The 26,677-nt window shown below is 35.3% G+C and carries 29 protein-coding genes, 1 pseudogene and 1 other annotated feature; of the genes and pseudogenes, 3 read left to right on the top strand and 27 right to left on the bottom strand.

Translation table 11 applies throughout. From position 1 onward, the window contains the following. Positions 1 to 137: 137 nt before the first annotated feature. Both H8718_RS09745 and tpx read right to left on the bottom strand, forming a co-directional pair. Entirely contained in the window at positions 138 to 908 is a 771-nt protein-coding gene (locus tag H8718_RS09745) for an S-layer homology domain-containing protein (RefSeq protein WP_249332738.1), read from the bottom strand. A gap of 134 nt (positions 909 to 1,042) precedes the next feature. Further along, positions 1,043 to 1,534 carry a thiol peroxidase gene (tpx, locus tag H8718_RS09740; protein WP_249332737.1) on the bottom strand — a complete coding sequence of 164 codons (492 nt, stop codon included), beginning with the start codon at positions 1,532 to 1,534 and terminating at the stop codon, positions 1,043 to 1,045. Between the two features lie 116 nt (positions 1,535 to 1,650). Between tpx and H8718_RS09735 the strand changes: the two genes are divergently transcribed. Then, entirely contained in the window at positions 1,651 to 1,890 is a 240-nt protein-coding gene (locus tag H8718_RS09735) for a spore coat protein (protein WP_177672245.1), read from the top strand. 49 nt (positions 1,891 to 1,939) lie between these two features. On the opposite strand, the gene H8718_RS09730 is transcribed toward H8718_RS09735, so the two are convergent. From H8718_RS09730 to H8718_RS09710, 5 genes are all read right to left on the bottom strand, one after another. Beyond that, on the bottom strand, positions 1,940 to 2,140 hold the full coding sequence (locus H8718_RS09730; RefSeq protein ID WP_177672246.1) for a (2Fe-2S)-binding protein: 201 nt from the start codon (positions 2,138 to 2,140) through the stop codon (positions 1,940 to 1,942). A 77-nt stretch (positions 2,141 to 2,217) separates the two neighbouring features. Next, positions 2,218 to 2,982 carry a TSUP family transporter gene (locus H8718_RS09725; RefSeq protein WP_249332736.1) on the bottom strand — a complete coding sequence of 255 codons (765 nt, stop codon included), beginning with the start codon at positions 2,980 to 2,982 and terminating at the stop codon, positions 2,218 to 2,220. Positions 2,983 to 3,070: 88 nt separating this feature from the next. Continuing rightward, a complete protein-coding gene (locus tag H8718_RS09720; protein WP_330597635.1) occupies positions 3,071 to 4,321 on the bottom strand; it encodes a hypothetical protein in 1,251 nt (416 codons plus the stop codon). A gap of 60 nt (positions 4,322 to 4,381) precedes the next feature. Next, the gene (locus tag H8718_RS09715) at positions 4,382 to 5,266 is read right to left on the bottom strand and encodes an MYG1 family protein (RefSeq protein WP_249332735.1); all 885 of its coding nucleotides are present in this window, start codon (positions 5,264 to 5,266) and stop codon (positions 4,382 to 4,384) included. A gap of 17 nt (positions 5,267 to 5,283) precedes the next feature. After that, a complete protein-coding gene (locus H8718_RS09710; protein WP_249332734.1) occupies positions 5,284 to 5,676 on the bottom strand; it encodes a hypothetical protein in 393 nt (130 codons plus the stop codon). A 160-nt stretch (positions 5,677 to 5,836) separates the two neighbouring features. Here H8718_RS09710 and H8718_RS09705 point away from each other — a divergent pair, with 160 nt between their 5' ends. Further along, positions 5,837 to 7,444, top strand: a complete 1,608-nt coding sequence (locus H8718_RS09705) for a peptide chain release factor 3 (protein WP_249332733.1) — start codon at positions 5,837 to 5,839, stop codon at positions 7,442 to 7,444. A 73-nt stretch (positions 7,445 to 7,517) separates the two neighbouring features. On the opposite strand, the gene H8718_RS09700 is transcribed toward H8718_RS09705, so the two are convergent. The 4 genes from H8718_RS09700 to H8718_RS09685 form a co-directional block, all read right to left on the bottom strand. After that, positions 7,518 to 8,435, bottom strand: coding sequence for an aldo/keto reductase (locus H8718_RS09700; RefSeq protein WP_249332732.1), 918 nt, complete (start codon positions 8,433 to 8,435; stop codon positions 7,518 to 7,520). Positions 8,436 to 8,647: 212 nt separating this feature from the next. Further along, complete coding sequence (gene metG / locus H8718_RS09695) at positions 8,648 to 10,240, bottom strand: methionine--tRNA ligase (protein WP_249332731.1); 1,593 nt, start codon at positions 10,238 to 10,240, stop codon at positions 8,648 to 8,650. A gap of 56 nt (positions 10,241 to 10,296) precedes the next feature. Beyond that, positions 10,297 to 10,564: a binding site (T-box leader), on the bottom strand. 57 nt (positions 10,565 to 10,621) lie between these two features. Then, positions 10,622 to 11,449, bottom strand: coding sequence for a tRNA 2-thiocytidine biosynthesis TtcA family protein (locus tag H8718_RS09690; RefSeq protein WP_177672253.1), 828 nt, complete (start codon positions 11,447 to 11,449; stop codon positions 10,622 to 10,624). A 10-nt stretch (positions 11,450 to 11,459) separates the two neighbouring features. Then, the gene (locus H8718_RS09685) at positions 11,460 to 12,581 is read right to left on the bottom strand and encodes a cysteine desulfurase family protein (RefSeq protein WP_249332730.1); all 1,122 of its coding nucleotides are present in this window, start codon (positions 12,579 to 12,581) and stop codon (positions 11,460 to 11,462) included. 141 nt (positions 12,582 to 12,722) lie between these two features. Here H8718_RS09685 and H8718_RS09680 point away from each other — a divergent pair, with 141 nt between their 5' ends. Next, on the top strand, positions 12,723 to 13,127 hold the full coding sequence (locus H8718_RS09680; RefSeq protein WP_249332729.1) for a hypothetical protein: 405 nt from the start codon (positions 12,723 to 12,725) through the stop codon (positions 13,125 to 13,127). Between the two features lie 6 nt (positions 13,128 to 13,133). Here H8718_RS09680 and H8718_RS09675 read toward each other — a convergent pair whose 3' ends face one another. From H8718_RS09675 to H8718_RS20555, 16 genes and pseudogenes are all read right to left on the bottom strand, one after another. After that, complete coding sequence (locus H8718_RS09675) at positions 13,134 to 14,558, bottom strand: amidase family protein (RefSeq protein ID WP_249332728.1); 1,425 nt, start codon at positions 14,556 to 14,558, stop codon at positions 13,134 to 13,136. A gap of 104 nt (positions 14,559 to 14,662) precedes the next feature. Next, positions 14,663 to 15,277, bottom strand: a complete 615-nt coding sequence (locus tag H8718_RS09670) for a cytidylate kinase-like family protein (protein ID WP_249332727.1) — start codon at positions 15,275 to 15,277, stop codon at positions 14,663 to 14,665. A gap of 273 nt (positions 15,278 to 15,550) precedes the next feature. Next, positions 15,551 to 15,850, bottom strand: coding sequence for a hypothetical protein (locus H8718_RS09665; protein ID WP_249332726.1), 300 nt, complete (start codon positions 15,848 to 15,850; stop codon positions 15,551 to 15,553). Between the two features lie 170 nt (positions 15,851 to 16,020). Further along, entirely contained in the window at positions 16,021 to 17,607 is a 1,587-nt protein-coding gene (locus H8718_RS09660) for a hypothetical protein (protein WP_249332725.1), read from the bottom strand. A 132-nt stretch (positions 17,608 to 17,739) separates the two neighbouring features. Beyond that, positions 17,740 to 17,919: pseudogene (locus H8718_RS20970) on the bottom strand (cation:dicarboxylate symporter family transporter); the annotation flags it as partial. A 122-nt stretch (positions 17,920 to 18,041) separates the two neighbouring features. Then, positions 18,042 to 19,577 (bottom strand): cardiolipin synthase, encoded by a 1,536-nt coding sequence (gene cls, locus H8718_RS09650; protein ID WP_177672260.1) that lies wholly within the window; start codon positions 19,575 to 19,577, stop codon positions 18,042 to 18,044. A 106-nt stretch (positions 19,578 to 19,683) separates the two neighbouring features. Continuing rightward, entirely contained in the window at positions 19,684 to 20,151 is a 468-nt protein-coding gene (locus tag H8718_RS09645) for a cupin domain-containing protein (RefSeq protein ID WP_249332724.1), read from the bottom strand. Beyond that, positions 20,152 to 21,243 carry an ethanolamine utilization protein EutH gene (gene eutH / locus H8718_RS09640; protein ID WP_249332723.1) on the bottom strand — a complete coding sequence of 364 codons (1,092 nt, stop codon included), beginning with the start codon at positions 21,241 to 21,243 and terminating at the stop codon, positions 20,152 to 20,154. A gap of 43 nt (positions 21,244 to 21,286) precedes the next feature. Next, the gene (locus H8718_RS09635) at positions 21,287 to 21,832 is read right to left on the bottom strand and encodes a BMC domain-containing protein (protein ID WP_177672263.1); all 546 of its coding nucleotides are present in this window, start codon (positions 21,830 to 21,832) and stop codon (positions 21,287 to 21,289) included. Continuing rightward, positions 21,825 to 22,100 (bottom strand): EutN/CcmL family microcompartment protein, encoded by a 276-nt coding sequence (locus H8718_RS09630; RefSeq protein WP_177672264.1) that lies wholly within the window; start codon positions 22,098 to 22,100, stop codon positions 21,825 to 21,827. The genes H8718_RS09635 and H8718_RS09630 overlap by 8 nt, the downstream gene beginning before the upstream one ends. Positions 22,101 to 22,113: 13 nt before the next feature. Next, the gene (locus H8718_RS09625; RefSeq protein WP_249332722.1) at positions 22,114 to 22,737 is read right to left on the bottom strand and encodes a hypothetical protein; all 624 of its coding nucleotides are present in this window, start codon (positions 22,735 to 22,737) and stop codon (positions 22,114 to 22,116) included. Then, positions 22,734 to 23,357: an ethanolamine utilization phosphate acetyltransferase EutD gene (gene eutD, locus H8718_RS09620; protein ID WP_249332721.1), complete on the bottom strand. Its 624-nt coding sequence runs from the start codon at positions 23,355 to 23,357 to the stop codon at positions 22,734 to 22,736. The genes H8718_RS09625 and eutD overlap by 4 nt, the downstream gene beginning before the upstream one ends. A gap of 19 nt (positions 23,358 to 23,376) precedes the next feature. Continuing rightward, a complete protein-coding gene (locus H8718_RS09615) occupies positions 23,377 to 24,123 on the bottom strand; it encodes a cobalamin adenosyltransferase (protein ID WP_177672267.1) in 747 nt (248 codons plus the stop codon). Positions 24,124 to 24,198: 75 nt separating this feature from the next. Next, positions 24,199 to 24,486, bottom strand: coding sequence for an ethanolamine utilization microcompartment protein EutM (gene eutM / locus H8718_RS09610; protein WP_177672268.1), 288 nt, complete (start codon positions 24,484 to 24,486; stop codon positions 24,199 to 24,201). A gap of 62 nt (positions 24,487 to 24,548) precedes the next feature. Then, a complete protein-coding gene (locus tag H8718_RS09605; RefSeq protein ID WP_249332720.1) occupies positions 24,549 to 26,009 on the bottom strand; it encodes an acetaldehyde dehydrogenase (acetylating) in 1,461 nt (486 codons plus the stop codon). A 15-nt stretch (positions 26,010 to 26,024) separates the two neighbouring features. After that, on the bottom strand, positions 26,025 to 26,672 hold the full coding sequence (locus tag H8718_RS20555) for a BMC domain-containing protein (protein WP_283246191.1): 648 nt from the start codon (positions 26,670 to 26,672) through the stop codon (positions 26,025 to 26,027). Positions 26,673 to 26,677: the final 5 nt, after the last annotated feature.

Here is a 26,677-nt window from a genome sequence, read left to right as displayed (position 1 = left end):
AGAAACTAGGATGGATGAGCCCAGTAGAATACAGGGTGAGCCTCTTAGCTGCATAAAGAAATAGCGTAGCAGCTTAAACGCTACTACGCTATAAAGTCTAACTTATTGGGGTCACATCATATAAGGCGCTTTTTTTATTATTGATTATGTGTATGCTCAACTGCTGCAAATAAAATATCATTATATGCTGAATTGCTTTCATCTAAGTCGCTAAATAAGTTAGGAATATGAGCATCACTACATTCTCTTCCAAAAACCTCATTAAGTGCCAAAACAGCTTCTACCCTTGTAAGATATTTATCTTCATAAGGTGCTATCCTTTTAGCTGCTTTTCCTTGTATAGCTTCGACCTTTATAATCATTGAAGCAAATTCTGATCTTGTCACAGATTCATAGGGTCTAAATGTACCATCACTGTACCCTGATACAATACCTCGTTTTTCTAAGTAACCTATATATTTATTACTATAACGTGTTGGTGCAATATCTTCAAATGAAGCCTCTTCATCTGGCTCAGCTCCGTTTAAAAGAAGTCTTGCAATCATCGTTGCCATTTCTTCTCTTGTTAAAGGACGTTCGGCTCTAAATGTACCATCTTCATACCCTTTAATATAAGGTAAATGACTAACTGGCTTACTTGGTACCTCTGGCCCTTCTGGCACCTCTGGTTTATCTGGCACGTTTGGTTTGTTTGGAAAAATTGGGCAATTTGGTAATTCTGGCTTTTCTGGTTTGCTTGGCTTATTGGGAACATAAAGATTTTCGTCATCATCACATGATGTATTAAAAATAATCTTTTTATCTTGTCTCATAGTTGAATCCGTATAAGCATAAGTAGTCATACTTGCTAATAAGATTGTACTTATTAGGATTGTACCTAACATAGCTTTTAATTTTTTCGCTTTCATTGCATCCTCCCTGTCTTATGTCATAAACTATGTCAAATTATAATGTACCCTTTGACCTATTGTCTATATAAATAAAGACATTGCAATTTATTACTAATTTATAAGCGAGTTAAATATAAGCTAATTTTCCATCCTTAGCAATCTTTTAGTGCTTTTAAAGCTTCTTCATAATGCGGTTCATGACTGATTTCTTCACAGTATTCTGCATAAACTACATGATTGTCTTCATTAATGACAAAAATAGCTCGAGCAAGTAGTCCAATCTCATTTACATAAGTACCATAATTCTCTCCAAAGTTACGATCTTTATAATCAGAATATACTTCTACATTTTCTATGCCTGCAGCCCCACACCATCTCTTTTGGGCAAAAGGGAGGTCCATAGAAATCACATAGACTTTTACATCTTTGCATGCTGTAGCTTCTTCATTAAAGCGACGCACTTCCCTATCACATACTTCTGTATCAATAGAAGGTACACTTACATAAATACGTTTACCTCTAAAATTTTCTGCTGATATCGTTCTCAAATCATGATTTACAACTAAAAAATCTGGAGCCAAATCACCTACATTAATATGATGTCCTTCAAGTATCACAGGATTACCTAAAAATTTAACATCCATCTCACTCATCTCCTTTCTCATTTAATTTACCCTATGTTCTCTATTTCTATTTACAGCCTATCTACTTTTTTGAAATTCATTTATACTTTTGTTTAATTAGAAGAGGAGGTTATAGGATGCAAACCAATCTAAAACATTATAGTGAAAGAGAACTTTTAGCTGATGCACTTGAAACTGAACAATCCACTACTATCCTTTATAACTTAGCTACAACCAATTCTCTTACTCCAGATTTACATGCACTACTTCTTGATCTACTTACTGACACGCATCAAAATGAATTTAACCTTTTAATAACGTTACACGATAGGGGTTATTATCCTGCCCCTCCAGCTGATAAGCATGCCTTAAAATAAACACGTAAAGCCTTTGCTCACTTTTAATAAAAATAAAAAGGAGAATGGCCTATTGCCACTCTCCTTTTTCATATGCCTTAATCAGTTCATAAATTGCCATTTTACAACGGCTTCCTTTACAGGCACCAGTTCCTGCGCCTGTCTTACTTGCTACTCCTTCTATAGTTCTAGCACCTGTTCGGATACTTTCTTTTACTATTTCTGTTTGAACAGCTTTACAAAGACAAATTTTTTCACTTACTGTGCTCATGTCATCACCTCTGCTACTTACTTTAGTTTAACTATATAGGATAAGGTCCTATATGTCTATTGGAAATCTCAAGCAGCTTACAGTAAATCGTAAATAATTTTACACATGAGAAGCCCCAAGGTTATAAAAAACATAGGTTTAATTATTTTCTTTCCACCTTTTAAAGCGAGTCCTGATCCAATCCAATTCCCTACAATACCAAATACAGCTGCAGGTAAACCTATAGCCCATACAATTTTGCTCCCTAATGCAAAGGTGATAAAAGCAGCTATATTAGAAGCTAAATTCACTATCTTTGCATTACCTGAAGCTGTAACCAAATCAAATCCTATAAGCCCTGTATAAGCTAAAATAAGAAATGTACCTGTCCCTGGCCCAAAGAAACCATCATATGCTCCTATAAGTAAGCCTGATAGAATAGAAAGAATGGTTACTTTTACAGCACCGTGACTTACGATCTGCTCCTGGTCACCGAAATTTTTCTTAAAAATCAGAAAGAGTGCAATAATAGGTAAGGCTACAATGAGCATATACCTTAAATATTTTTCGTCTACAATCATATTAAGACGTGCACCCAAATAAGACCCTATAAGTGCTGTAACTGCTGAACTAACAGCTGAATAATAACAGATTTTTTTATTTTTCATAAATCTAAGCGTCGAAAATAAAGTACCAAAAGTAGAGGAACATTTATTGGTTCCTGTTGCAAGGTGAGGTGGTAAGCCTGCTATCATATAGGCTGGTAATGAAATAAGCCCTCCACCTCCAGCTACTGCATCAATAAGTCCTGCTAAAAAGACAAGTGGGCATATGATTATCAGCATTAAAAATGTTTCATTCATCCTCTTTCCCTCTTTTAAACTTTTTAAATGTATTATAGTACAAAAAAATAAAACCAGCTATTCTTTTTGCAGAATAACTGGTTTTATTTTAAACGCCTTTTACGCGTCCTAGTTTTGTATTATCACAAGTACGATCTTGAAGATCCTGTATTGGATGTGGCTCAACTTCAAAGCGATAGTCTTGTTTATGGCCATCTAGATATCTATGAATAACATGGTGACTCATAACGGACTCTACATTTTTATTAACACAATCTTGATATTTAAAGAATTCATAGTCATCTGGAAGATTATCAACTTCTGTATAATCTTCTTTTTGTGCAGTAAGTCTAACTGATTTAAGGACTTCTCTTACATATTCAATATTAGGACCTAGAGAGAGTAGTTTAGGGAAAGCACCATTAGGAATAACTTCCTGCCATTCTTTATGGTCGTACTTCTTAAGAAGTTCTGCTGCTTTATGAAGCTGTGCCACTTCTTGTATATAATGTTGCTCCCATATTTTCTTAATATGTGGATCTGTTTCATCTTCAAAGCAAGAATAATATAAATAGCACTCTGTATATTCATGCATAAGAAGATTTTCAAGCCAGCTGCAACGGGTATCAATAAGACTACCATATTGGCTAACATGTTGCTCTTCAATCATGGCAATTTCTTGATACAGTCTTCGTCCTAAATCCGTTGTATAAATAGGTGCGACATTCATATAGAAATTCATGGTTTGCTGTTCGGCTGCTGTAATAATATTCACATGCAGTTTTGTAAGTGGATCTGCAGTTTTAGCATCTATATAACGTCTAATATCGTCAAATGGGAATCGGTGCTCAGAAATAGTCGGTCTACCAGGCATAATTTCTGTGTATTTACCTACTAACCGTTCTGCATGAATCCCATACTCCATATCTAATAAATCTGAATAACGATAGAGATGATCAAAGTCTTCAAGTAAGGCAAAATCTAGCGCTTTCTTTACATTATGATCTTTTTCATCTTGAGCAAGTCTAGCTGTTAAGTCAACAGCTAACTGCTCATAACCAATAGTTGTCTCTAACAAGCTTTCATCAGCAGGCTTAAGTACAGCTATTTTCTTTTGCTGTTGTTGTTCTACCCTTCTACTTAAAGCAATTTCACGTCTTAAATCATTATCGTCACAGTGACGTGAAAATTGATGTGAAAACCAATTGGCTTCAAATTCTGTACCATTCATTAAAATAATACGAGTTTTAGTGTACGGATCCACTTCATGCTTATTATAAGGTTTAGGATAAAGACTATCCCAATCCTGCAACGTAGACTCGACACTAACAGGCTTTTCATCAAAAGGGTTCATACTCATAGGGTTCTCTCCTTCACAATTTTCCTTTAGTATGTGTAGGTTCCCTATTTTATATACCTTTTAAGCCTGTACAGCTAAATGTGCCATAGCAAGTGCTCCTTCTTTTGTTTCATTTCCTGCAATAAAAAGATTTGGATGACAGAAAATACAACCTTCTACACCTGTTAAGGCTGAAAGCTCCTCACTTCTTAAAGAAGCCCAAGGTTTAGGAAGGTCTTTACGTGCATCAAAACTATTCTCTTCCTTTGGTACAGTCTGCACACGCCATGAACCCGTCAAATCTTCAAATACGACAAATAAAACATCTTCTTCCTTATCTAGTTCAAGCAATATATCTTTCCATTTTACAGCACCTTCAAGAATAAGAATATGGGTGTTCTTTACATCCTGGGTATTCAGTGCTTCTTTCATATATCGTAAATTGTCATAGTATTCACCATATTGACGTACTACCCTTTGCAACAAACGCTTTGCAAAAGCTACTGCTTCAAAAAAGGCTCTATCTACATCTTTATTCTCACTTTGAAGCGGCATATAGCTACTAATAATTTGCGAAAGTGTGGTTACAGGTGACTCATAAGTATTTAAAGTGACGCCATTATCACTTGCATCAATTTGTGTAATAAAATCCATGCTTACTTTATAGGCTACCTCTTCGGATTCTACTTCATTTAAGGAAGGACATATGATCTTAGTAAACTGCTTGCCATAATCACGCCATAAAAGGCCAAAAGCGCAGTAAGGAATGCCATCTTCACGTAAGACTTTATCTGCTTGATGGTGGTCATATTTACCCCCTCCTACATCTGCTACAATATCACACTCTGCTATAACCGCCTCATCCCTTGTTCTAATGACCTGAAGGTCTGGTTCTATGGTCTCCATAAGCGCTACGCCAAATACTTCATCTGCATGGAATACACCATTATGTACTGCCATTTTCATTGTTGTTTTCTCCTTCACTACGCATTTTTAATTGCTTCAATTTCATCTCTGTAACCCCTTAAAATAGGTGAGCGCATCATCATAATGTGTAGTTCATGAATATCTCTTACCCAATTATGAATAATGTCTTCTGTTTCTTTATAATGAAGCATTCTTTCTTCTAAACGACTTAAATAGCTTATGTGCTCCTCTCCCTCTACATGTGCCTCTACCTTTTCACGAATAAGCGCTTCTTGATTGTAAAGATTCTCGGATAGTTCCATATATTCTTCAAGACGTTCTTCTTCTTTTTTATGATTAATGGTGTAGGTATCACTCCAAACTTCAAGTTGCATGATAAGCTCTTCTAGTTTTCTGTAATCCCCTTCAATGTCTTCATAAAATGCTTCTAAATTTGTATTTTCGTTCATGTTGTTCTCCTTTTTATACATACTCTATCTTTTAGATTATACATGTTACACGCTACCTTACAAGGCTTTAGATGAAAATAATCTTAATTTATGCTTGACTTTTCAGTCTACGGAGATAATAATTACAGAGATTAGCAAAGCGAAGATAAGGATGGTTAAAATGTCAGAAGAAAACTTAAATTATACAGATCAAATTCAAAAAAGAAGAACTTTTGCGATTATCTCTCACCCTGATGCTGGTAAAACAACACTTACAGAAAAATTCTTACTTTACGGGGGAGCTATTCGCTCAGCTGGTTCTGTCAAATCAAGAAGAACGCAAAAACATGCTGTTTCTGACTGGATGGAAATCGAAAAACAAAGAGGGATTTCTGTTACATCAAGTGTGCTCCAATTTAATTATGATGGCTTCTGTATCAACATTCTAGATACACCTGGGCATCAAGACTTCAGTGAAGATACTTACCGTACACTTGTAGCTGCAGATAGCGCTGTAATGGTTATTGACTCTGCAAAAGGGGTCGAAGAACAAACTAAAAAACTTTTCAAAGTTTGTAAAATGCGTGGTATTCCTATTTTTACTTTTATTAATAAATTAGATGCTCAAGGTAAAGATCCACTTGAACTTATTGAAGATATTGAAAATGCTCTTGGTATTCGTGCATATCCTATGGACTGGCCTATTGGATGTGGTAAAGCCTTTAAAGGTGTATATAATCGCCGTAAAAACCATATTGAGCTTTTCGAAGATGGGGACCATGGCCAATCTATGGTAGGTACACTTGAATGTGATATCAACGATCCAAACTTAACTAATATTATTGGTTCTGACCTTCACGAGAAACTTCTTGAAGACATTGAACTTTTAGATATGGCTGGAGATGACTATAACTTAGAACAAATTTTAAAAGGTGAACTTACACCAGTCTTCTTTGGTAGTGCCATGACTAACTTTGGTGTAGAACCTTTCCTTCAAACATTCTTAGAAATTAGTACACCACCACAACCACGTATGAGTAATGAAGGGCCAATTGACCCAACAACGGAATACTTCTCTGGTTTTATTTTCAAAATTCAAGCAAATATGAATCCTGCACACCGTGATCGTATTGCATTCCTTCGTATCTGCTCTGGTAAATTTGAAAAAGGTATGATGACTACACTTGTTCAAAAGAATAAAAAAGTTAAACTGGCTCAGCCACAACAATTCTTAGCACAAGATCGTGCTATGGTTGAAGAAGCTTACCCTGGTGACATCATTGGAATTCATGACCCAGGTATTTTCAACATTGGAGATACTTTATGTAGCGCAGATCTTAAACTTAAATATGAAGGTATTCCACAATTTGCACCAGAACACTTTATGAAGATTTCTACAGTGAATGCCCTTAAGCGTAAACAATTCTTAAAAGGTGTATCACAGCTTGCAGAAGAAGGTTCTATCCAAGTGTTCAAACCTCACTTTACAGGTAGTGAAGAATTAATTGTAGGCGTTGTAGGGGTACTTCAATTTGAGGTTCTTGAATACCGTCTTAACAATGAATACGGTGTTGAAATCAAGAAACAACGCTTACCATACAACTACATTAGATGGATTGAAATGGAAAACTACAGCCCTTCTAATTTCAAGCTTACTTCAGATGCTATCGTAGCTGAAACTGAAGATGGCGATCCAGTACTTCTTTGTCAATATGAATGGTCTATTAGACAAGTAAGTGAACGTAATGAAGGTGCTATCCTTAGAGAGACACATTTAAAAGAATCTTAAAAACCTCTTTTTATAGATTAAAAGGCTCCAGTCATCACTGTAGCCTTTTTTCATGTTTTAGCTCAAACTTAGTTTATGGAAGTATATTCCCTGCTGATCTATAGATTTCATACCACTCTTGTCTTGAAAGCACAATATCACTAGCTTTACAGATTGCAGCAAGACGCTCTTTATTAGTTGTTCCTACAATAGTTTGGATTTTGGCTGGATGCCTTAAAATCCATGCTACCGCTAGCGCACTATTTGTTACCCCTTTTTCCTTAGCCATACGGTCAAGAACCTGATTAAGCTCTGGGAATTTGGGATTATCTAAAAAGACACCCTCAAAGAAACCATATTGGAAAGGTGACCATGCTTGAATGGTAATATCATGGAGTCTGCAATAGTCGAGTACACTACCATCACGATTCACAGCAGCTCCATTTTCCATATTCACATTAAGCCCTGCATCAATCATGGTTGTATTTGTAATACTTAGCTGAAGTTGATTAATCATAATCTTATGTTCTAAATATTTATTAAGGAGTGCCATTTGCATCGGATTTTGGTTACTTACACCAAAATACTTTACTTTACCTTGGTCATAAAGTGTATTAAAGGCCTCCGCAACTTCTTCTGGCTCCATCAGCGTGTCTGGTCGATGTAATAAAAGAACATCTACATAATCTGTCTCTAAACGCTTCAAGCTCCCTTCTACTGACTGAATAATATGCTCTTTCGAAAAGTCAAAAAAGCCTGGTCTAATCCCGCATTTTGTTTGCAGAATAAGCTTCTCTCTTTCAATCGGTAAAGTCTTTAAAGCTTTAGCAAAAACGCTTTCAGATTCTCCTTGTCCATAAATATCTGCATGATCATAAAAATCTATACCTAACTCATAAGCTCCCTCAATAAGCTGCGCCACTTCTTCTACTGTATGCCCTGCAAGACGCATACAACCTAATGAAATTTCTGAGCCTGTCAGTGCTCCCGTTCCTATTTTAAGTGTTTTCATTTCTTTCACTCCTTATATGTAAGATACTTTCATTATATAAAAGGTAAATTTAGGTAGCAAGTATGATTTTGTCCATTGATTATCCGTTTTATCCAATTTAACCTCTATAAGTTACTTAAAATAATGTTTTGAACTCGTATGAAACTACAAGAAAATAGTCTTGCAGTTTAAAATAAAAATGCCATTAGTCTCTTTTAATGGCATTTTTATTTTTATGACTCGCTCTTATCTAACCTTTTAAATAATAAGTCTACAGCACCTATTTTCCCTACAGGTACACTTAAAGGTTTCCAGCTTATTTCCTTTACGCCTACTATCTTCCTTAAACGTTCAGACGAAAATGGTAAAAATGGTTCTAATAAATTGCCTATATTAATGATGCTATATATACAATGATAAAGGGTTTCATAGCACTTATTCGAATCCTCTTTAATCATTACCCATGGTCTATTTTCATCAAAATATTTATTTGTCCATCTAATTAATTCAAAAATCTCTTTAAGTGCCTTTTTAAATTCTCCGTTTTCTATATATCCTCCTGTTTTCTCATATACACCTTGTATCTTCCTTTCTAGTGCTTCCTCTACTACACAAGATTGTAATTCCCCTTTATAACTCTTTACTAAAAAAGCTAATGTTCGATTTACAAGATTCCCATAAGCACCTACTAAATCTGCATTATTAAGTGTAATCAATTCCCTATAGGAAAAATCAGCATCTCGTTTTTCTGGTCCATTCGCAAGTAAACTATAACGAATAACATCTGGTTCATATTGCCCTATTAAATCCTTTGCCCATATTGCCCAATTATTACTTGTCGAAAGCTTCTTCCCTTCAATAGTCATATATTCACTTGAAATTATTCTTTTTGGCAATGTTTTAAAGCCTATTCCACTCAGCAATGCCGGCAAAATAATATTATGAAATGGAATATTATCTTTGCCATGTATATAGTAAGAAAGTGTACTTGCATTCCAAAAATCTCTGTAATCTTGTTCTTTCTCTTGTGCCCACTTTTTACTTGCTGTTAAATAACCTAATACAGCATCTACCCAAACGTAAATTTTTTTATCTTCATAGCCTGGAATAGGCACCTCTATCCCCCAAGGTAAATCTCTTGTAATGGCTCTATCTTGTAAGCCCTCATTAATATAACGATCGGCTACATGAACTGCATTCGTACGCCAGTTTTCCTTATGATGCTCTACATAAGTTCTTAGCTTCTCTTCAAATGTTGATAAGGCAAAGTACAGCTGCTTTGTCTCTCTAACTGTTGGTATGTGACCACATGTTTTACACCTTTTCTCCTGTAACTCTAAAGGATCTAATAAGCTTTGGCAATGATCACATTGGTCTCCTCTTGCCACTTTCCCGCATATTGGACAAATACCTTCTACAAATCGGTCTGGTAAAAATTGCTCACATCTTTCACAATAGACTTGTTCTATCTGTTTTTCATAAATATACCCTGCTTCATAAAGTTTTTTGATTATACCTTGAACCTCTTCTTTATGAAATTCCTCATCTGTTCTTGTATAAATATCATAAGAAAAACCTAACTTGTTAAAACATGTTTGAAATTCCTCATGATACTGATTTGTAATGACTGTAGGTTCTACTCCCTCTAGTCTTGCTCTTACTGAAATAGGTGTGCCATGACAATCACTCCCTGATACATACAGCACTTGTTCCCCTTTCTTACGGTAATATCTCGCAAGTACATCTCCTGGTAATAATGCAGCTAAATGTCCTATATGCAATGACCCATTTGCATATGGCCATGCGCCTCCAATTAAAATATTCATTTTTATTGCCTCCTTTAAATACGTAAACTAAAAAGACCTCGCTCTATAGCTTTTGCTATAGAGACGAGGCCTTAATTCCCGTGGTACCACTCTATTTCATCTATACTTCACAGTATAGAACTCTTCAAGTACGCCATTTATCTATGGTTATACTCTATCGCTATAACAGGCGAACCTGTTGCAATCTAAATTCAAGAAATGACTTCAATACTCGATTGCACTACTCCAAGGCCATTTTCTATTTAGTATTCTTTGCTTCTTTTCAGCTACTGAAGCTCTCTGTAAAAGACATTCTAAATATACTTTCCTTTTCAATGTATTTAGAGTTGATTTAATTAAATGAATCCTATCACATATCCTATTTCGAGTCAAGAGGTCATTTTATTTATCGTAATCATCTAAGAAGCTATATACCTTCTCTCCATCACGATAACCAATAATAGTCTGTAAGTTTACGTTATGAACGCTCTTGAAGATATTCATTTCAATATGTGGATTTGTTTGTCTAAACTTCTTAACAAGAACTTTCATTTCCTGACGTTTAGAACCCCCACCTGCATCACCTAATGAACAGTTTTCTGTTAAACGGCATGCACACTGGATGAATTGAAGATCATGGTAGTTTTTCCATGCAATAATATCCGCTTCTTTTACAAGGTAAAGTGGTCTAATAAGTTCCATACCTTCATGATTTGTACTATGAAGTTTTGGCATCATGGTTTTAATCTCTCCACCATAAAGCATGCTCATAAGAATGGTTTCAATCGCATCGTCAAAATGATGCCCAAGTGCAATCTTGTTGCAACCAATAGATTGAGCATATTTATAAAGGTAACCTCTTCTCATTCTTGCACAAAGATAGCATGGTGAGTCTGCTACACCTGCTACAGCATCAAAAATTTCTGTATCAAAAATTTCAATAGGAATATTTAAAAGCTCTGCATTATCAATAATAACTTGTCTGTTATAAGGATTATAACCTGGGTCCATTACAACAAACTTCAGTTCAAAGTTGCGCTTACCATGCTTATAAAGTTCTTGCATACATTTGGCAAGAAGCATAGAGTCTTTCCCACCTGATATACATACGGCAATACGATCGCCTTCTTTAATCAGTTCATATTCATTAATAGCCTTAACGAATTTAGTCCATATGGTTTTACGGTATTTTTTAATAATACTACGTTCTATTTCTTGATATTTTTCCATAAGTTCATCCTTATTTTACTAAATTTTTATAACTACGTTCAAAAACTTCTAAGAAGCTCTCAATTTCTTCTTCTGTTGTTAAATGACTTAAACTTATTCTAAGCGTAGAAAGTGCGAGTTTACGATCCTTAGTTAACGCATAGACTGGTCTCGAAGGTGTATTGACCACGCAACAAGCTGATTTAGTTGCTACATAAATTTCACATTCTTCTAAAGCCTGTTGGAAGGCAGCTGCATTAACGCCTTTTACACTAAAGTTTACGATAAATGGACTTGCATCTTTTGGACTGTTAATATGCACATTGGCATATTTCTCTAATCCTTTACGTAATTTTATATTAAGTCCTTCTACATAAGTATAACGCTCATCTATATGAGGAATTGCCAATTCCAGTGCTTTTGCTGCACTTTCAATCAGTGCAAGTGTTGGTGTACCACTTCTAAAAGCTGTTGTGCTAATACCTCCGTGAATAACTGGCTCAAGCATAATCCCTTCCTTTTTAATGAGAATACCTATACCATTTAAGCCATAAAACTTATGTGGTGCAAATGTTAATAAGTCAACATCTTTTAAATCTACCACTATTTTACCTATAGCTTGAGTAGCATCTACATGAAAAAAGCAATTTGGGTATCCTTCTAATAAATCATGAATGGCTTTAAGTGGCTGTTTAATGCCTACTTCACTATCCACATGACTAAGAGATACTAAAATCGTATCTGGCCTTAAAAGTTCCTTAAGATGTTCTAAATCAACTTGTCCATCCTTTAAAACATCTACAAAGTCTACTTCGTATCCTGCATTCTGAAGTGCTGTTACTGTACTGGTTACAGAAGAATGCTCAAGGTAAGTCGTAATAATATGTTTGCCTTTACGTCTGTACTGATAGGCAATACCTTTAAGCGCAAGGTTGTTGGATTCTGTTGCGCCCGATGTATAAATAATTTCACTTTTTTGAACGCCTAAAAGCTTTGCAATACGCTCAGTTGCTTCATCTAAAACAATTTTTGTTTCTTTACCTAATGCATGAGAGGCATTAGGATTAGCTATATATTGTGTAGAAAAGTCTACAAAAGACTTTAAAACTTCTTCATGAGCAGGTGTATTTGCAGCATAATCTAAATAAATCATGTTCTACCTCTCTTTATGTTGTTTAATCAGTTTCCATCATAAAATTTTCCCCTGTATTTGTCAATGTGTATATATTCTCTTAACAATTTTATCCTATAATAAATTTAATTGATACTCTATGATTTTGAAAGGAGCTCTTCTATGGAAAAGTTTATGGATAAACTCAAACACTTTATGATTGGTCGCTATGGCATTGACCAACTTTCTGTAGCTCTACTTATTTTTTCGCTTGTACTATCTCTTCTTAATGGCTTTATAGGCAGTACAATTTTAACCATTGTGGATTTAGGAGCAATCTTTTTATGCTATTTTAGAATTTTATCTAAAAACCTTTATGCAAGACAACAAGAAAACTTTAAGTTCCTTAGAATTTGGCATCCTGTCAAAAATGCTTCTTTGCGCAAGTGGAACCGCCTAAAAGGCATGAAAACGCATAAATACTTTAAATGTCCAGAATGTAAACAAACGCTTCGCGTTCCAAGAGGTAAGGGCAAAGTTTGTATTACTTGCCCTAAATGTAAACATGAACTGCATAAACGCACTTAAGGCACCTTATCCTAAGATAGGTGCCTTTCTTTTTTGTGTTCTTTTTTCATATTGATACCCTATACGAATTAGGATAGATTCTGTAAAGGCCTTACCTATTAATAATAAACTCATCGGTTCCCCCTCTCTTTTCCAGCCAGCTGGCAGTGCAAGACTAGGATATCCTGATACAGGCGCAAGACTACTAATCGCCATGGTCATAAAAGCATCTAAATGATCTTTGGCAAAATGTCTATCCATTCCTATAGTCCTTACTTGCTGTAAGCTATTTTGTCTAAGCATCATATAATAAGGGTCACTAAGGTTACCCGTTGTCGCCTGTGCCTCATACAGAATGTCTTGTCCATACTTAAGACATGTATCTGGGTGCGTCTCATTAAAAGCTATAAGGTCTTGTAACGTTTCTATCTTAGTGGCACCTTTGACACTTTTAAGATACCTATTAAACCCAGCTTTAAATTCATATAGATTAGGTTTAAAACCATAGTCCCCTATTTCTTCTAATAGTGTAGGTATAAGATGAGCTCCAGCTTTTTCTAAAATCTCCATAGCCTCTTGCATAACCCTTTTTTCTTCTGAGTCGAGTTCTTCAAAAGTCTTTGGATTATAACCAATTCGTTTCCCATTTATGTCTTTACCAAGTTCCTCTCTATAGCTCTTAGGTATACGTCCCATACTTCTATCCGTTAGCTCATCCTGCTCATCCCTACCTACTATTGCTTCTAACAAAATTGTAGCATCTGCTACATTCCTTGCCATAGGCCCTGGTGTATCCTGATAATAAGAAATAGGCATAATACCCTGTCTACTTACAAGCCCTACCGTTGGCTTAATGGTAACAAGTTGATTATATCTTGCTGGCATAGTAAGTGAACCATTCGTTTCTGTTCCTATTGCTGCCATAGCTAAATTGGATGCTACAGCTACGGCAGAACCTGAACTAGAACCTGAAGGTGTAAGCCTTCTATTATAAGGATTGTTCACCTGCCCTCCCCTTGAACTATAGCCATCTGGCATCGTATAAGACATAAAGTTCATCAACTCTCCCATATTGGTTTTACCTAACAAAATAGCTCCACTTGCTCGAAGCTTTTTAATAATAAAAGCATCAAAGGGTACGTATAAGTCTGCTAAAGCTAAGCTTCCACCGCTTGTATGCATGTGATCTTTAGTACTTATATTATCTTTAATAAGGATGGGGATGCCATGTAGTATACTTCTAGATCCACACTGCTTTCTTTCCTCATCCAACTGGTCTGCCATCTGAAGTGCCTCTGGATTAAGCTCTAAAATAGCATTAAGACCTCTTTCTCCCTTATCATATTTTGCTATTCTTTCTAAATAGAACATTACTAAAGCCTTTGATGTGAGTTCCCCCCTATCTAATAAATCCCTCACCTGCTCTATAGTCATCTCTTCTACTTCTATCATATGTACTCCTTTATTTAAATTTCTTCATTTCTCAGTATAAAGAATGAGCGTAAAATAGGCAATGAAAAGGCTTATAAGAAGTGCTTCTCTTATAAGCCTTTTCACTAATTAAATTTAATGTCTAAATAAGCTTTAATGACTTCTACACATTTTTCATAGCCTAAATGACTGCTGTTAAGACACAGGTCATAGTTATCTGCATCCCGCCAGTTTCTTCCTGTAAAATAACGATAGTAGGCTCCACGACGTTTATCTGTCATAAGAATATAATCTTTAGGATTTCTAACAGGTGCAATTTTATCTACTGCTTGAATACAGTCTTCTAGTGGTGCATGAATGTAAATACGTAGTATATGGTCATAATCTTTTAAGATGTAGTCTGCGCATCTCCCCATAATGACACAAGACCCTTCACGAGCCAGTTCTTTAATAATTTTAGCTTGATAATTAAAGAGGTTTTCATTAGAAATAAAATCATCACGATCAGGTGGAATAAGTTCTCCTTTATAAACTTTTTTAGCTACCTTATATAATAAAGTATTTTTCACTTTTTCATCTGCATCTACAAAAAGTTGTTCATTAATGCCACTGTCATCTGACGCGAGTCTTAATAAATTTCTATCATAGAAAGGAATGCCTAACTCCTTCGCTAACAACTTCCCAATAACACGTCCTCCACTGCCATATCCTCTCGCAATCGTTATGGTATACTTATCCATAAAACCCCTCCAATATATTGCTTTTACTGTATTCTTACCCATTTTATATTATGTTTTAAAAACAAAAATATGCCCTAATGGCAAAGCACAATAAGCTGAGCTTTGAAGTACCTCGTAAATATACAATTGGGGTTAGCTTAGCATAGTCCTGTTTGTGTCCCCCTTAATATAAGTTGATTATACAGAGCTAAAAAACTGTTCACTTAATGTAAACATGAAAAGGTTTAACTCTTACATTACTTTTACACGAAATAAGGCATCCAATAAGATGCCTTATTTTAAACTATCCTTTACAATATTTAATACATCACGCCATTCCAACTCATGTTCCTGCATTACACCTTTTAGGTCCATTTCACATTGGAACTCTTCTAGTACTCTCCTATATTCAGCTTCTAACTCAGGATCTTCTTTTTTACGTCTAAAGAACATATTCTCTACTTCCTTTTCTAATCCAAATAGGGTAAATCCTCTCATTCTTCTCTTGAGAAATGCATACAGATAGGCTACCCCTATAGCTAACATTTTCGGCAACATACCGAACAATAATGCCATTACCAGCATAAAAGGCATACTGTGTGTTGCCCCCTATCCTCGTGCCGCATAGCCGTAACATGTTCTGCCATATGTCTATTTCCCTCTATTTTTTGTAATATCATTCCCTAATCCTTCTATTTTTATACTCATTTTACACATAAAAAAGACACCCTAATAAGTCGTTAGAGTGCCTTTGTATTTTATTTTTACACTTTTAAAACTTTAATAATTTTTACCTTATTTATTTCTTCTTGAACCTTATAAATAAGGACTATAATTTCTCCACCATACAAGCTTAAATACATATGTTCTAAAGATTGCCCATCGGGTTCAATCTCAAATAGCTCATATTCTTTTCGTTCTATCTCACCCCAGCTTAAAGCTTTTTTATCTTGTACAGTATGCAACTCTAATAAAGCACGCTCAATATCTAAAAGCTCATAAGGCGCAAAATCCTGTATACTCTTTAAACATTCTTCATCAAATATAAAGTCTTTATAGGCTAGTTGCCACTTTTCCACTAAATCTTTTTGCCTTTTTTCTTCTTCTTCTTCAAGTTGCTTAGATGTAATCGCTCTCCTATCAGCAACCTTTTTAAGTAAAGGTGCAATACACTCTTCTTTATTCATATTAATAAGCTCTATAGACCTTGTAGCACCTTCTACTTCCTCTGCACTGATTGCCAACATGCTTTCATAAGTATTCATCTGCTTTTCTTTCATTTTGACTTCTTTGGTTAACCGCTGCATTTCTATTTGTTCCAGCTCATTGGCTTCTTCCTTATTAGCTCTATGTGATAAATCTTGTCTTGTAGCTTCTATCCTCTCATTTAAAGCCTTTCTCTCTTCTATGAGTTTCTCAATATGTGCTTGAATCTCTAACTGTTTTTTCTCTTCATGATCAATTACTTTATTTTTCATACTAAGATTTTGATCCGCTTCTAAAAGACTATGTAGAACCTTCTCGTATTCTGCCTCATTGCGCTGATGTTGTCTGAGTAACTCCTGATAATCATGTTCACGCTGTATTCTTTCTCTAGGTGGCTGAAAACTTGGTAGGGCTTCTTCTTTTACTGTCATTTGCCCACCGCATGCCTGTACACATAGTGTAATCCATCTTGCAAATAATGCTCTAATTAGTTTATTTCTTCCTAATCCTAACTGCATGAGACACTTAATTTCTGATATTTCCTCTTCCCCTTGTTGTTCTTCTTTTGCTTCTTCTTTTGCTTCTTCTTGTGCCTCCTCATTTGGATTGGTATCTTCTTTATCTTTTTCTTTATCTTTTTCTTTATCCTCTTTATCTTCTGATCTCTGCTTTTCTAATTCTTTTCTTATTTCCTTGATTTCTCTTTGATAGAACTTCGCAATAAAATCTGCTTTTTGTGAAGGTAATAATTCGTCTTTTAGGTCATAACGCTCTCCGGCCTCCTCAAGAATTAAAATAGAAAAAGCTTCTTCAGAAAGCGCCTCTTCTACACGACTTAAATCCAGTTTACTACATCTTACTTTTAAAAGCTCTTTAAGGCTTCTTTCAGCTTCTTCTCTTGCATAAGCTTGCCACTTCTGTTTATTTTGCTCTAATCGCTCTTCTATAGTTAAAACTTCTGGAGTCTGAAAAGGTTCTTTTTTCATAAGTCCCGCAAATAGATTAGTAGCCTTAACTAATTTATGTGCTACTTTTTGACTTGTTTGTTTAGATAAATTAGTCATTGTTAAAGTTTCTAAAAGTGCCCCTTGTTCTTTTAGCTCTTCCTCTGAAAGTTTCTTCATTACGTCAAATAAATTTATCAAAATTGAACTCTCCCTTAAAATCATTTTATAGTATATCTATTATACTATAAACTTCTGACATAAGCATTTAAAATATAAAATAAAAAACTCTGACATAAACCCTATTATTCTATTAAAAAATACGATGAGCATCTATCCCTTTACCAAAAATATAGCAACCATATATTTTATCATAAGGATAAAAGCATCAAATCCTATTTCAGAAAAGGTCTTAGCAACTAAACAAAATATACCTGCTGGTGCTACTTTCATAACTATCATAGTCATATCCATCATAATATTATTAAACTGACTAAAGAAATTAGCTACTGTATCTGTACGGTCTCCTTAATAGAACGAATTCTATATATTTTTTAACAATACAAAAATTGAATTTCAATATTGTTTTTATGCAAAAAAGTTGACCTATAAGTAATTTACTTATAGGTCAACTTTTACATAAGTGGCGCAAATACACGTAATATTGAACGCCCTAATTTTCTATACCAAGATACTTCTTGACATTCCTGCAGGCTAATAGCTTTACATATTTCAAGAGTACTTAAGAAATCTTCTTTTACAGATTGTACACTCTCATTTTTATACAGCCATACACCACATTCAAAGTGTAAATATAAACTTCTATAGTCTAAGTTAATGGTTCCTACTACACTATAAAGATCATCTACTACGAAAGTCTTAGCATGAATAAACCCTGGTATGTATTCATAAATCTTCACGCCACTTTCTAAAAGGGCTTCATAATAAGCACGTGTTACAGCATGTACATACCATTTATCTGCAATATGAGGTGTCACAATACGTACATCTACACCAGATTTAGCAGCATTACAAAGGGCTGTCACCATTTCATTATCAATAATTAAATAGGGTGTATTAATATACACATATTTTTTAGCTTTGTTAATCAGATTTAGATAAACTGTTTCCCCTACAGCCTCTCCATCTAGTGGACTATCGGTAAAAGGTTGTACATATCCCTGTCCTTGATGCCGTTCCTTTTGGTGCACATGAGGCTTATATCTACTATAATCCTCATCTGTATTGGTATTATAAGACCATAATGTAAGGAACATGACCGTTAAACTCCATACAGCATCTCCTTTAAGCATAATAGCTGTATCTTTCCAGTGCCCATGCTTTTCATAAGCATTAATATACTCATCTGCTAAGTTAATGCCTCCCGTAAAACCTGTATGTCCATCAATAACTAAAATTTTACGGTGGTCACGGTTATTAAGTCTAGAAGATAAAATAGGAATAAAAGGATTAAATACACAACACTTAATCCCCATAGACTCTAACTTTTTATTATATTTATAAGGAAGTGTCATGATACAGCCTACATCATCATAAATAACACGTACATCTACCCCTTGCGCAGCTTTTTCTTGAAGAATTTCTAAAATACTATTCCACATAATCCCTTCTTCAATAATAAAATACTCTAAAAAAATATAATGCTCGGCTTTTCTTAATTCTTCCTTTAAACGTTCAAAGGCTATTTCCCCTAGTGGCAGATATTCCGTTGCTGTATTGGTATAAGGAGGGCAATAAGCATAATGACTAATATAGCGTGACTGATTAGCTGCTGTCTCACTTTCCTCTTGAATACTTTCTAAAATTGGCTCCTCTTGATTAAGAGCTTGCACCATTTTTTCACCAATAATAGCCATTTTTTTCTTTTCACGCTTGCTTAATTGATTGACACCAAACATTATGTAAAAAAGTCCGCCAAAAATAGGGAATAAAAGAATAGGAATAATCCATGCAATCTTATAACCTGGATTGCTTTTATTACTAATAATAGAAAGTACCGCTATAGCACTTAATAAAATAGAAATTCCATAAAAATAAACAAAATAATTATTAAACTTCAAAATCATGCTCACTAGTATAGCAACTTGTATAGCTAAAAATGCTCCTACTATGACTACACGCTGAAAAATAAGCTTTAGTATTTTCCGCATCTCATTTCTCCCTTCCTCATTTCACTTGTCTCCATTGTATCATAATCCCCTATTTTACGCCATAAAAGTGTACTATACCCTAAAAAGAATATAGTACACTTTTTCTCTAAGCCTGACCTGACCAGTCTGCAGGATAAGTTACATATATAAATCTTGCATAATTGGGTACTGAAAATTTAATACTTGATCCTTTAGGGATAAGGATTAATTCTCCAGGGCCTGCTGTTACTGTAGCTCCATTAATAACAATGCTTAATGAACCTTCAATTACATAATCAATTTCATCATAATTAAGATGCCAATCAAACGTTGTTTTAGTCATTTCCATAACACCACAACCCAATCTTGGACTTTCTTCTAAAGTAAATAAATCTTTTGTGTAGACAATATCTGAAGGTGTTCCTGTATCCATGCGATTACTTTCATCTACTTTAACTGTAGGTACTTTCACTGCAATAACACCACCAGGTGCTACTTCTCTTACATAATCACATTGATTATGAGATACACCTGAAAGCTTTTCCATTAGAACTTGTCTAACTAAGGACTCTATTGTTGATTTATCCATATCCATCTAAGCATTTTCCTTTCCTAAAGTTTTATTCGCAATAAACATAGCTACAAAAATAGCTGAAATACCACCTACTAATTTACCAATAATCATAGGGAAAATCATCTCTGCATTAAAACCAGCTGTAAAACCTAAGTGGTCTCCGAATACAAACGCTGCTGATACAGCAAAAGCTACGTTTAAGATTTTACCTCTATTGTCCATATCTTTCATCATGCCAAACATCGGAATACTATTGGCTAAACTTGCCACAAGACCTGCAGCTGCTACATCATTCATACCCATAACTTTACCAAGTTTCATAAGAGGAGTTTTAAATACTTTTGTAATGACATAAACAAGAGGAAATGCACCTGCAAGTACGATAGCGATATCTGCTACAATTTCAAAGCCTTCTGAAATAGGATTCATACCTGGGATAAGCACGATACCTGTAAGCTTTTCAATAATCCCTACAGCTAATCCTAAAGTAATAACAGCTACTACAAATTTACCAAAATAAGTAAATCCTTTAACCATAGCATCTTCAAATTTCCAAAGTCCTATTGCAATTAAAGCTGCGAAAATAATAATTGGAATAAGGTTACGAATAACCATCATAAATGGAAAACCAGCTACAAGTCCACCTACAAAAGCACCAATAGGAATAGTAATAACACCAGCAAGTACACCTGTTGCAAGATATTTTCTATCTTGTTCTTCGATAATACCAAGCGCTACCGGAATAGTAAATACAATTGTTGGTCCAAGCATAGCTCCTACAATAAGCCCACCGAAAAGTCCTGCTGCTGGATCAATAGCAAGTGCTTGTGCAAGAGGTGCACCACCCATATCATTTGCCAAAATAGAACCTGCAAACATAGCAGGGTCAGCCCCTAAAATACCAAATAAAGGTACGATAACGGGTTTTAAAATATTAGCAATAACAGGTGAAAGTGCAATAATCCCAACCATGGAAATAGCAAGGGCACCAATTGCCATAATACCTTCTTCAAATTTTTCACCGAGTCCAAATTTGTCGCCAATAATACGGTCAAGTGCGCCAAGTGCTGCAAACAATACCATAATATAGATGATAATTTCATTAATACTCATAAAGCTTTCACTCCATTTTTATTAAATTTTATCGGTAAGTACATTAGAGGTATTTGGTCATTTCAGGACTTGGAGATGGAATAATAGAAATGTTGGCTGCTTCTGTTTTAGACAATTGTGCTTTGCCTTGTGCTAGACCATACTCTATACTACTTAATGTTCCTGTGACTATATATACCAGCTTGCCACCAATCCCAAAAGCAAGATGCATTTTAATAAGCTTTATATCACTTGATTTGAGGGCAGCATCTAACGCCTTAATACCTGCGCACACCTTGGTTGTTTCCATAATGCCTACAGCATCTGCAATCTCTTTGGAATCATACTTATTCTTAAAAGCTGCTATAATAGGTGTGCTCACTGCATGTACTTTGAAACTATCTACTAAAGTGTTTTCTGCAATCATAACGCCATAGTCTATTGCTTCATTCACTTCTCCTTCATCCCCTGTTACAATAACTAAAAACTTACCAGGACAAATCGTTTTAAAATAGATAATTTCTACATTAGCTTTTTTCACAATTTCATTAGATACTTCTATTCCTTTACTAATACTTCTAAATTCTAGAGCACCTATACTTTTATTCATCTTCAAACACCTCTATTGAATCTACAATACCTATAACTGCTGCATCAATAGGGGCATCTATATTGCCAACAGCTCGTCTTGCGCTACCACCTTTACTGATCAGTACTAAATCTCCAACACCTGCTCCTACTATATCCGATGCTACAATAAGACCTTCCTTTTCTCTTTCCTTATCTACAAGTACCTTAAGCACTAATAATTTAAGACCATTAAGCTTTTGGTCTTTTTTAGTGGCCCATACATTCCCGATTACTCTTGCAATTTCCAATTTCTCGCCTCCACTACACTCTTTTTATCTTTAGCTTATGAGACCTTATATAATCTTCTGCTAGAGGCGTTACAATACATTTCTTACTTATCTCAATGACTGTAAAGGTTTCTAGATGTGTATGCATAAGGTCTGTTTCAAGTAAAAGTTTTTTGTGCTTTAAGTCTACCTCTTTTGAGTGTGTTAAGATAGGCTCTTCTTTTTGACTCGTAAAAAGTTCACCTATATGACTAATTATACGTATACCATATTGTATAAGCTTACTTTCATAGTCTTGGTAAAGTGTATAAAGAGGTTTATGAGCTGTTTTTTTATACTTTCTATAAGTTATGCCACTTTCAAGAAGATATACAGTTCTACCTTCTAATAAAGCTTTTAAAATACATCTTTCTTCATCCGTATAGCTACATCCTAATGCAAGATGTGCAAGCTGTTCTTCAGAAAGTTCACTTATTAAAATGGTAGTATGATCTAGATTTTCTAAAGTGTTGCGTGTAAGTTGATAACTTCCTTTTAGCATTTTCTCATCTTCTACGCCTATTGCACCTATAAGTAAGAGATACGATGCATGGTCACATTGTTTAAGACGGTTATAAATTTCATTTACAATAGCATCAATTACTTGTTGCTCCATCATTTAACAATAATACCCCAGCTATCTTTATTATATCCGCAAGCATTGGCTTCATCATAGTCAATATGCATATACGTTCTAAAATCTTTACTTACCCTTACAACCGTATCTTCAAATATGACAGGGCGTGACCCAGAAACTTTAACTTTAACAATCTCACCATCTTTGACATTAAATTTCTGTGCATCTTCAGGGGTCATATGAATATGACGTTTAGCAACAATAATACCTTCTGCAAGGGTTACACTACGACTGCCATTGGTAACTGTTATACCTGGACTCCCTTTAGTATCACCACTTTGTCTTACAGGTGCTTTAATCCCTAATGCAAGTGCATCTGTTAGTGAAACTTCCATTTGACTTTGTTTACGTTCTGGACCTAAAACAATAACATTGTGAATAGAGCCTTTAGGACCTGTTACAGTTACACGTTCTTTACAGGCATACTGTCCTGGTTGAGAGAGGTCTTTTACTTTGGTAAACTGATAGCCTTCTCCAAATAAACTATCTGCATCAGCTCGGCTTAAATGAATATGCCTTCCAGATGCTTCTACAGGGATAAAGAGCTTTTCTTTAAGCTCATTTACAATTTCATTTGCAATACGTTGTATAATCTGTGTCATATGCTCTCCTTTCTCCCATCTATTCCTTATATTGATCTGTCAAATATTTAAACATCATAATCCAGAAGAGGGAAGATAGACGATTAAGTGCTCTTATTAGGTCTTCTCTAGTCGCTTGGCCATATTCATCTTTAAAAGCTCTGTAAGCTACAAGTTCGGACTCTCTTGTTAAAGTACGCAGCTTATTAAGATTTGCTACCATTTCACCATGTCTATAAGTTGGTAAGAAATGATGCATACCATAATATTGACTTGGGTGATGTGAATGTGCACGAAGTGCTGGTGCATCTAAACCCTGTAAGTTAAATTCATTAAGGGGTTCACCACTTACTTCACATCTTACAAGATTACGTACAAATCTTATAATTTCTTCTAAGTCTTTAACCAGTTTTTTAAGTCCCTGCTTTTCGGCAAGCACTTGTACCATAATGATTTCTGCTTCTAAGGAATCCATAGCCCCTCTAAAAGCAATACGTGGATGATCTTTAAATACAAGAAGATTTCCTCTTAAGTGAGTCATATGTTCTGGCTTTTCAGTAAGCTTTGCACCAAATAAAGTATCAAATAAAACTTCTTCTTTAAGGTCCATAGGCTCTGCCTCACTTTCTAAATCCTCTTTGTTCTTAATGGTAATATTCTTTTCTGCCAAATAAGCTCTGGCTGAAGGAGTGATGATTTGTTTCGGGGTTAAATAGAAATCACCCTTTTCATGTAACTCATCATGCGCAATCATTCTTCTTACATCATCTTCTGTTAAAACCGACATTTTTTCACCACCACACCTGATGTTAATTTTTATAAAGTGCATCTTTAAAGATGCACTTTATAAAGCTACCTTGATTTAAGCTTGTGCGCCATGAGGTAAAATAACATCTACTTCAGTATGTGGTCTTGGAATAACATGTACAGAAATAAGTTCTCCTACTCTTTCAGCAGCAGCAGCACCTGCATCTGTAGCAGCTTTAACAGCGCCTACGTCTCCTCTTACCATAACAGTAACAAGACCGCCACCAACTTGTTCTTTACCTACAAGTGTTACGTTAGCTGCTTTGACCATAGCATCAGCAGCTTCAATTGCACCTACTAATCCTTTTGTTTCAATCATTCCTAATGCATTTGTATTTGCCATTTTGTTTTCCTCCTTAAATAAAGAAATAGTAATACCTAGTTAGTATTCTACTTTTAAACCTTTTATATTAATTCTTTCATAATCTTTTTAACAATTTCATCAATCATATAGCTAGAAGGTTCACAACAATTACCCTCTTGACCTGGCACACCTACTCTAAGTTCCTCAAGTTCTTTTGTTCCATAAGCTACACGTTTAATATTAATAAGATCCATAGGACCGATATTGTTTGAAGTTGAACTTCCACCTACAGCACCACATCCAAGTGTTAGGGCTGGGAAAAGACCTGTTGTTGCACCTACACCGCCAAGGGCTCCAGGTGTATTAATAAGAATACGAGAAGCTGGTATTCTTAGACCAAAACGTTTAACAAGTTCTGTGTCATTTGCATGCATACTAAATGTATGTCCCATACCTTCAAATTTAAGAATTTCTATACTTTTTTCTAAAACTGCATCTATATTTTCTTCTACAAAAAGAGCAAGAATTGGTGCAAGTTTTTCTCTTGAATAAGGTGCATCATGACCTACTTTGCTTTCTTTTGCAATGAGAACACGTGCATCAGATGGTACACGAATACCTGCAAGTTTTGCAATATGCTCAACACTCTTACCAACAATAGCAGGGTTCATACTACCATTTGCTCTTAAAATGAATTTAGCAAGTTTATCACTTTGATCTTGATCAAGTAAATAACCACCTTGTGCTTTAAGCTCTGCAACGACTTTTTCTTCCATACATTTTTCAACGATAATAGATTGTTCAGATGCACAAATTGTACCATTATCAAATGTTTTAGAATCAAAAATACGTTTAACAGCCATTTTCACATCTGCACTCTTATCAATAAAAGCTGGTCCATTACCTGCACCTACACCAATAGCAGGGTTACCTGATGAGTAAGCAGATTTAACCATGGCAGGTCCACCTGTTGCTAGAATAATTGAAGTATAGTTGCTCTTCATGAGTTCTTGAGTTGCCTGCATTGTAGGTACAGTAATAACACCAATAGCACCTTTAGGACATCCTGCCGCTTCTGCTGCCTCTGTAATAATACGTGCTGTCTCTACAATAGCATTTTTAGCTCCTGGATGAGGTGAAATCACAATACTGTTACCAGCTTTAAGAGAAATCATAGCTTTATAAATAACAGTTGAAGTAGGGTTAGTTGAAGGAATAACTGCTGCGACAACCCCCATTGGTACTGCTATATCCATCGTTTTATGAGCTGAGTCTTCAGAAATAATACCTATTGTTTTTTCATCTTTAATCGCTTCATAAACAACCTTAGATCCAAAAACATTTTTAATAACTTTGTCTTGCCAAATACCAAACCCTGTTTCTTCATTAGCCATTTTCGCTAATTTTACAGCATTGGCATAACCTGCATCTGCAATGGCTTTTACAATGCGGTCAATTTGTTCTTGGCTGAAGGTTGCAAGAATTTTTTGAGCCTCATAGGCCTTTTTTAAGAGTCCTCTAACCTCTTGAATAGAGACTAAATCTTTATCAAGTAATTCCATTAAGCTTCTCCTCTCTTACTCCTTATAAAAATCTTTTACTATTCCTATAAGGTCCTCTTTCTTCGCTGATTTTAATTTTTTCTCTGCCACTTTAATGCCAAGTGAAGTAATAAGCTCTCTAAGTTCCTTATTACTCATATTTTGCCACTCTTTTTCCGTAGCTTTTGCACCATCTACAGGTGGTATAAGGGTAGTCGTATCATCCTTAGGATTAATCCATTCATCTTCTACTGCTTCTACAGGAGCAGTCCCTTCTAAACCCTGTAATTCATCTATACCTTCTACTTCTTCCTCAGCCACAGGTCTATCAAGGTTTGTTTCTTCCTTGATAGGCACTGGTATGCTAGTAGAAGCTGGCTTTGGCACCTTTTCCTCCGTACCCTTGCCTCTTAGTTTAATGACTGTACCAAACAGTGATTCATCCACTCGAGGAATCACATGAGTTGCTCTTACTGTTCCGACTTTAGATGCTGCCATACCACCAGCCTCTACTGCTGCTTTTACAGCGCCTACATCACCTAAAATTTGTGCAGTCATAATGCCGCCATCAACTTTTACAATGCCACCTAACTGTACATTGGCTGCCTTAAGCGCTGCATCTGCGGCTTCTATAACGGTAGGATACCCGATTACTTCAATAAGCCCTAATGCATTTATCATCATAAGCT

It is taken from the genome of Zhenhengia yiwuensis, from assembly GCF_014384995.1.
Taxonomy (GTDB): Bacteria; Bacillota; Clostridia; order Lachnospirales; family Cellulosilyticaceae; genus Zhenhengia; species Zhenhengia yiwuensis.
Note: the sequence above shows the minus strand (reverse complement) of the source record. Positions and strands in the feature narration are given on the sequence as shown.

Bases quoted from the DNA above. Each gene is read 5' to 3' on its own strand.
- H8718_RS09605 (WP_249332720.1), bottom strand. From the start codon at position 26,009: ATGGAATTACTTGATAAAGATTTAGTCTCTATTCAAGAGGTTAGAGGA.
- H8718_RS09745 (WP_249332738.1), bottom strand. From the start codon at position 908: ATGAAAGCGAAAAAATTAAAAGCTATGTTAGGTACAATCCTAATAAGT.
- H8718_RS09645 (WP_249332724.1), bottom strand. From the start codon at position 20,151: ATGGATATGGATAAATCAACAATAGAGTCCTTAGTTAGACAAGTTCTA.
- H8718_RS09615 (WP_177672267.1), bottom strand. From the start codon at position 24,123: ATGTCGGTTTTAACAGAAGATGATGTAAGAAGAATGATTGCGCATGAT.
- H8718_RS09635 (WP_177672263.1), bottom strand. From the start codon at position 21,832: ATGAATAAAAGTATAGGTGCTCTAGAATTTAGAAGTATTAGTAAAGGA.
- H8718_RS09735 (WP_177672245.1), top strand. From the start codon at position 1,651: ATGCAAACCAATCTAAAACATTATAGTGAAAGAGAACTTTTAGCTGAT.
- H8718_RS09730 (WP_177672246.1), bottom strand. From the start codon at position 2,140: ATGAGCACAGTAAGTGAAAAAATTTGTCTTTGTAAAGCTGTTCAAACA.
- H8718_RS09725 (WP_249332736.1), bottom strand. From the start codon at position 2,982: ATGAATGAAACATTTTTAATGCTGATAATCATATGCCCACTTGTCTTT.
- H8718_RS09710 (WP_249332734.1), bottom strand. From the start codon at position 5,676: ATGAACGAAAATACAAATTTAGAAGCATTTTATGAAGACATTGAAGGG.
- H8718_RS20555 (WP_283246191.1), bottom strand. From the start codon at position 26,672: ATGATGATAAATGCATTAGGGCTTATTGAAGTAATCGGGTATCCTACC.
- H8718_RS09690 (WP_177672253.1), bottom strand. From the start codon at position 11,449: ATGGAAAAATATCAAGAAATAGAACGTAGTATTATTAAAAAATACCGT.
- eutH (WP_249332723.1), bottom strand. From the start codon at position 21,243: ATGAGTATTAATGAAATTATCATCTATATTATGGTATTGTTTGCAGCA.
- H8718_RS09715 (WP_249332735.1), bottom strand. From the start codon at position 5,266: ATGAAAATGGCAGTACATAATGGTGTATTCCATGCAGATGAAGTATTT.
- tpx (WP_249332737.1), bottom strand. From the start codon at position 1,534: ATGGATGTTAAATTTTTAGGTAATCCTGTGATACTTGAAGGACATCAT.
- H8718_RS09680 (WP_249332729.1), top strand. From the start codon at position 12,723: ATGGAAAAGTTTATGGATAAACTCAAACACTTTATGATTGGTCGCTAT.
- H8718_RS09685 (WP_249332730.1), bottom strand. From the start codon at position 12,581: ATGATTTATTTAGATTATGCTGCAAATACACCTGCTCATGAAGAAGTT.
- H8718_RS09720 (WP_330597635.1), bottom strand. From the start codon at position 4,321: ATGAGTATGAACCCTTTTGATGAAAAGCCTGTTAGTGTCGAGTCTACG.
- H8718_RS09665 (WP_249332726.1), bottom strand. From the start codon at position 15,850: ATGCCTTTTATGCTGGTAATGGCATTATTGTTCGGTATGTTGCCGAAA.
- H8718_RS09625 (WP_249332722.1), bottom strand. From the start codon at position 22,737: ATGATGGAGCAACAAGTAATTGATGCTATTGTAAATGAAATTTATAAC.
- H8718_RS09670 (WP_249332727.1), bottom strand. From the start codon at position 15,277: ATGGATAAGTATACCATAACGATTGCGAGAGGATATGGCAGTGGAGGA.
- H8718_RS09675 (WP_249332728.1), bottom strand. From the start codon at position 14,558: ATGATAGAAGTAGAAGAGATGACTATAGAGCAGGTGAGGGATTTATTA.
- cls (WP_177672260.1), bottom strand. From the start codon at position 19,577: ATGCGGAAAATACTAAAGCTTATTTTTCAGCGTGTAGTCATAGTAGGA.
- metG (WP_249332731.1), bottom strand. From the start codon at position 10,240: ATGAATATTTTAATTGGAGGCGCATGGCCATATGCAAATGGGTCATTG.
- eutD (WP_249332721.1), bottom strand. From the start codon at position 23,357: ATGACACAGATTATACAACGTATTGCAAATGAAATTGTAAATGAGCTT.
- H8718_RS09700 (WP_249332732.1), bottom strand. From the start codon at position 8,435: ATGAAAACACTTAAAATAGGAACGGGAGCACTGACAGGCTCAGAAATT.
- H8718_RS09705 (WP_249332733.1), top strand. From the start codon at position 5,837: ATGTCAGAAGAAAACTTAAATTATACAGATCAAATTCAAAAAAGAAGA.
- eutM (WP_177672268.1), bottom strand. From the start codon at position 24,486: ATGGCAAATACAAATGCATTAGGAATGATTGAAACAAAAGGATTAGTA.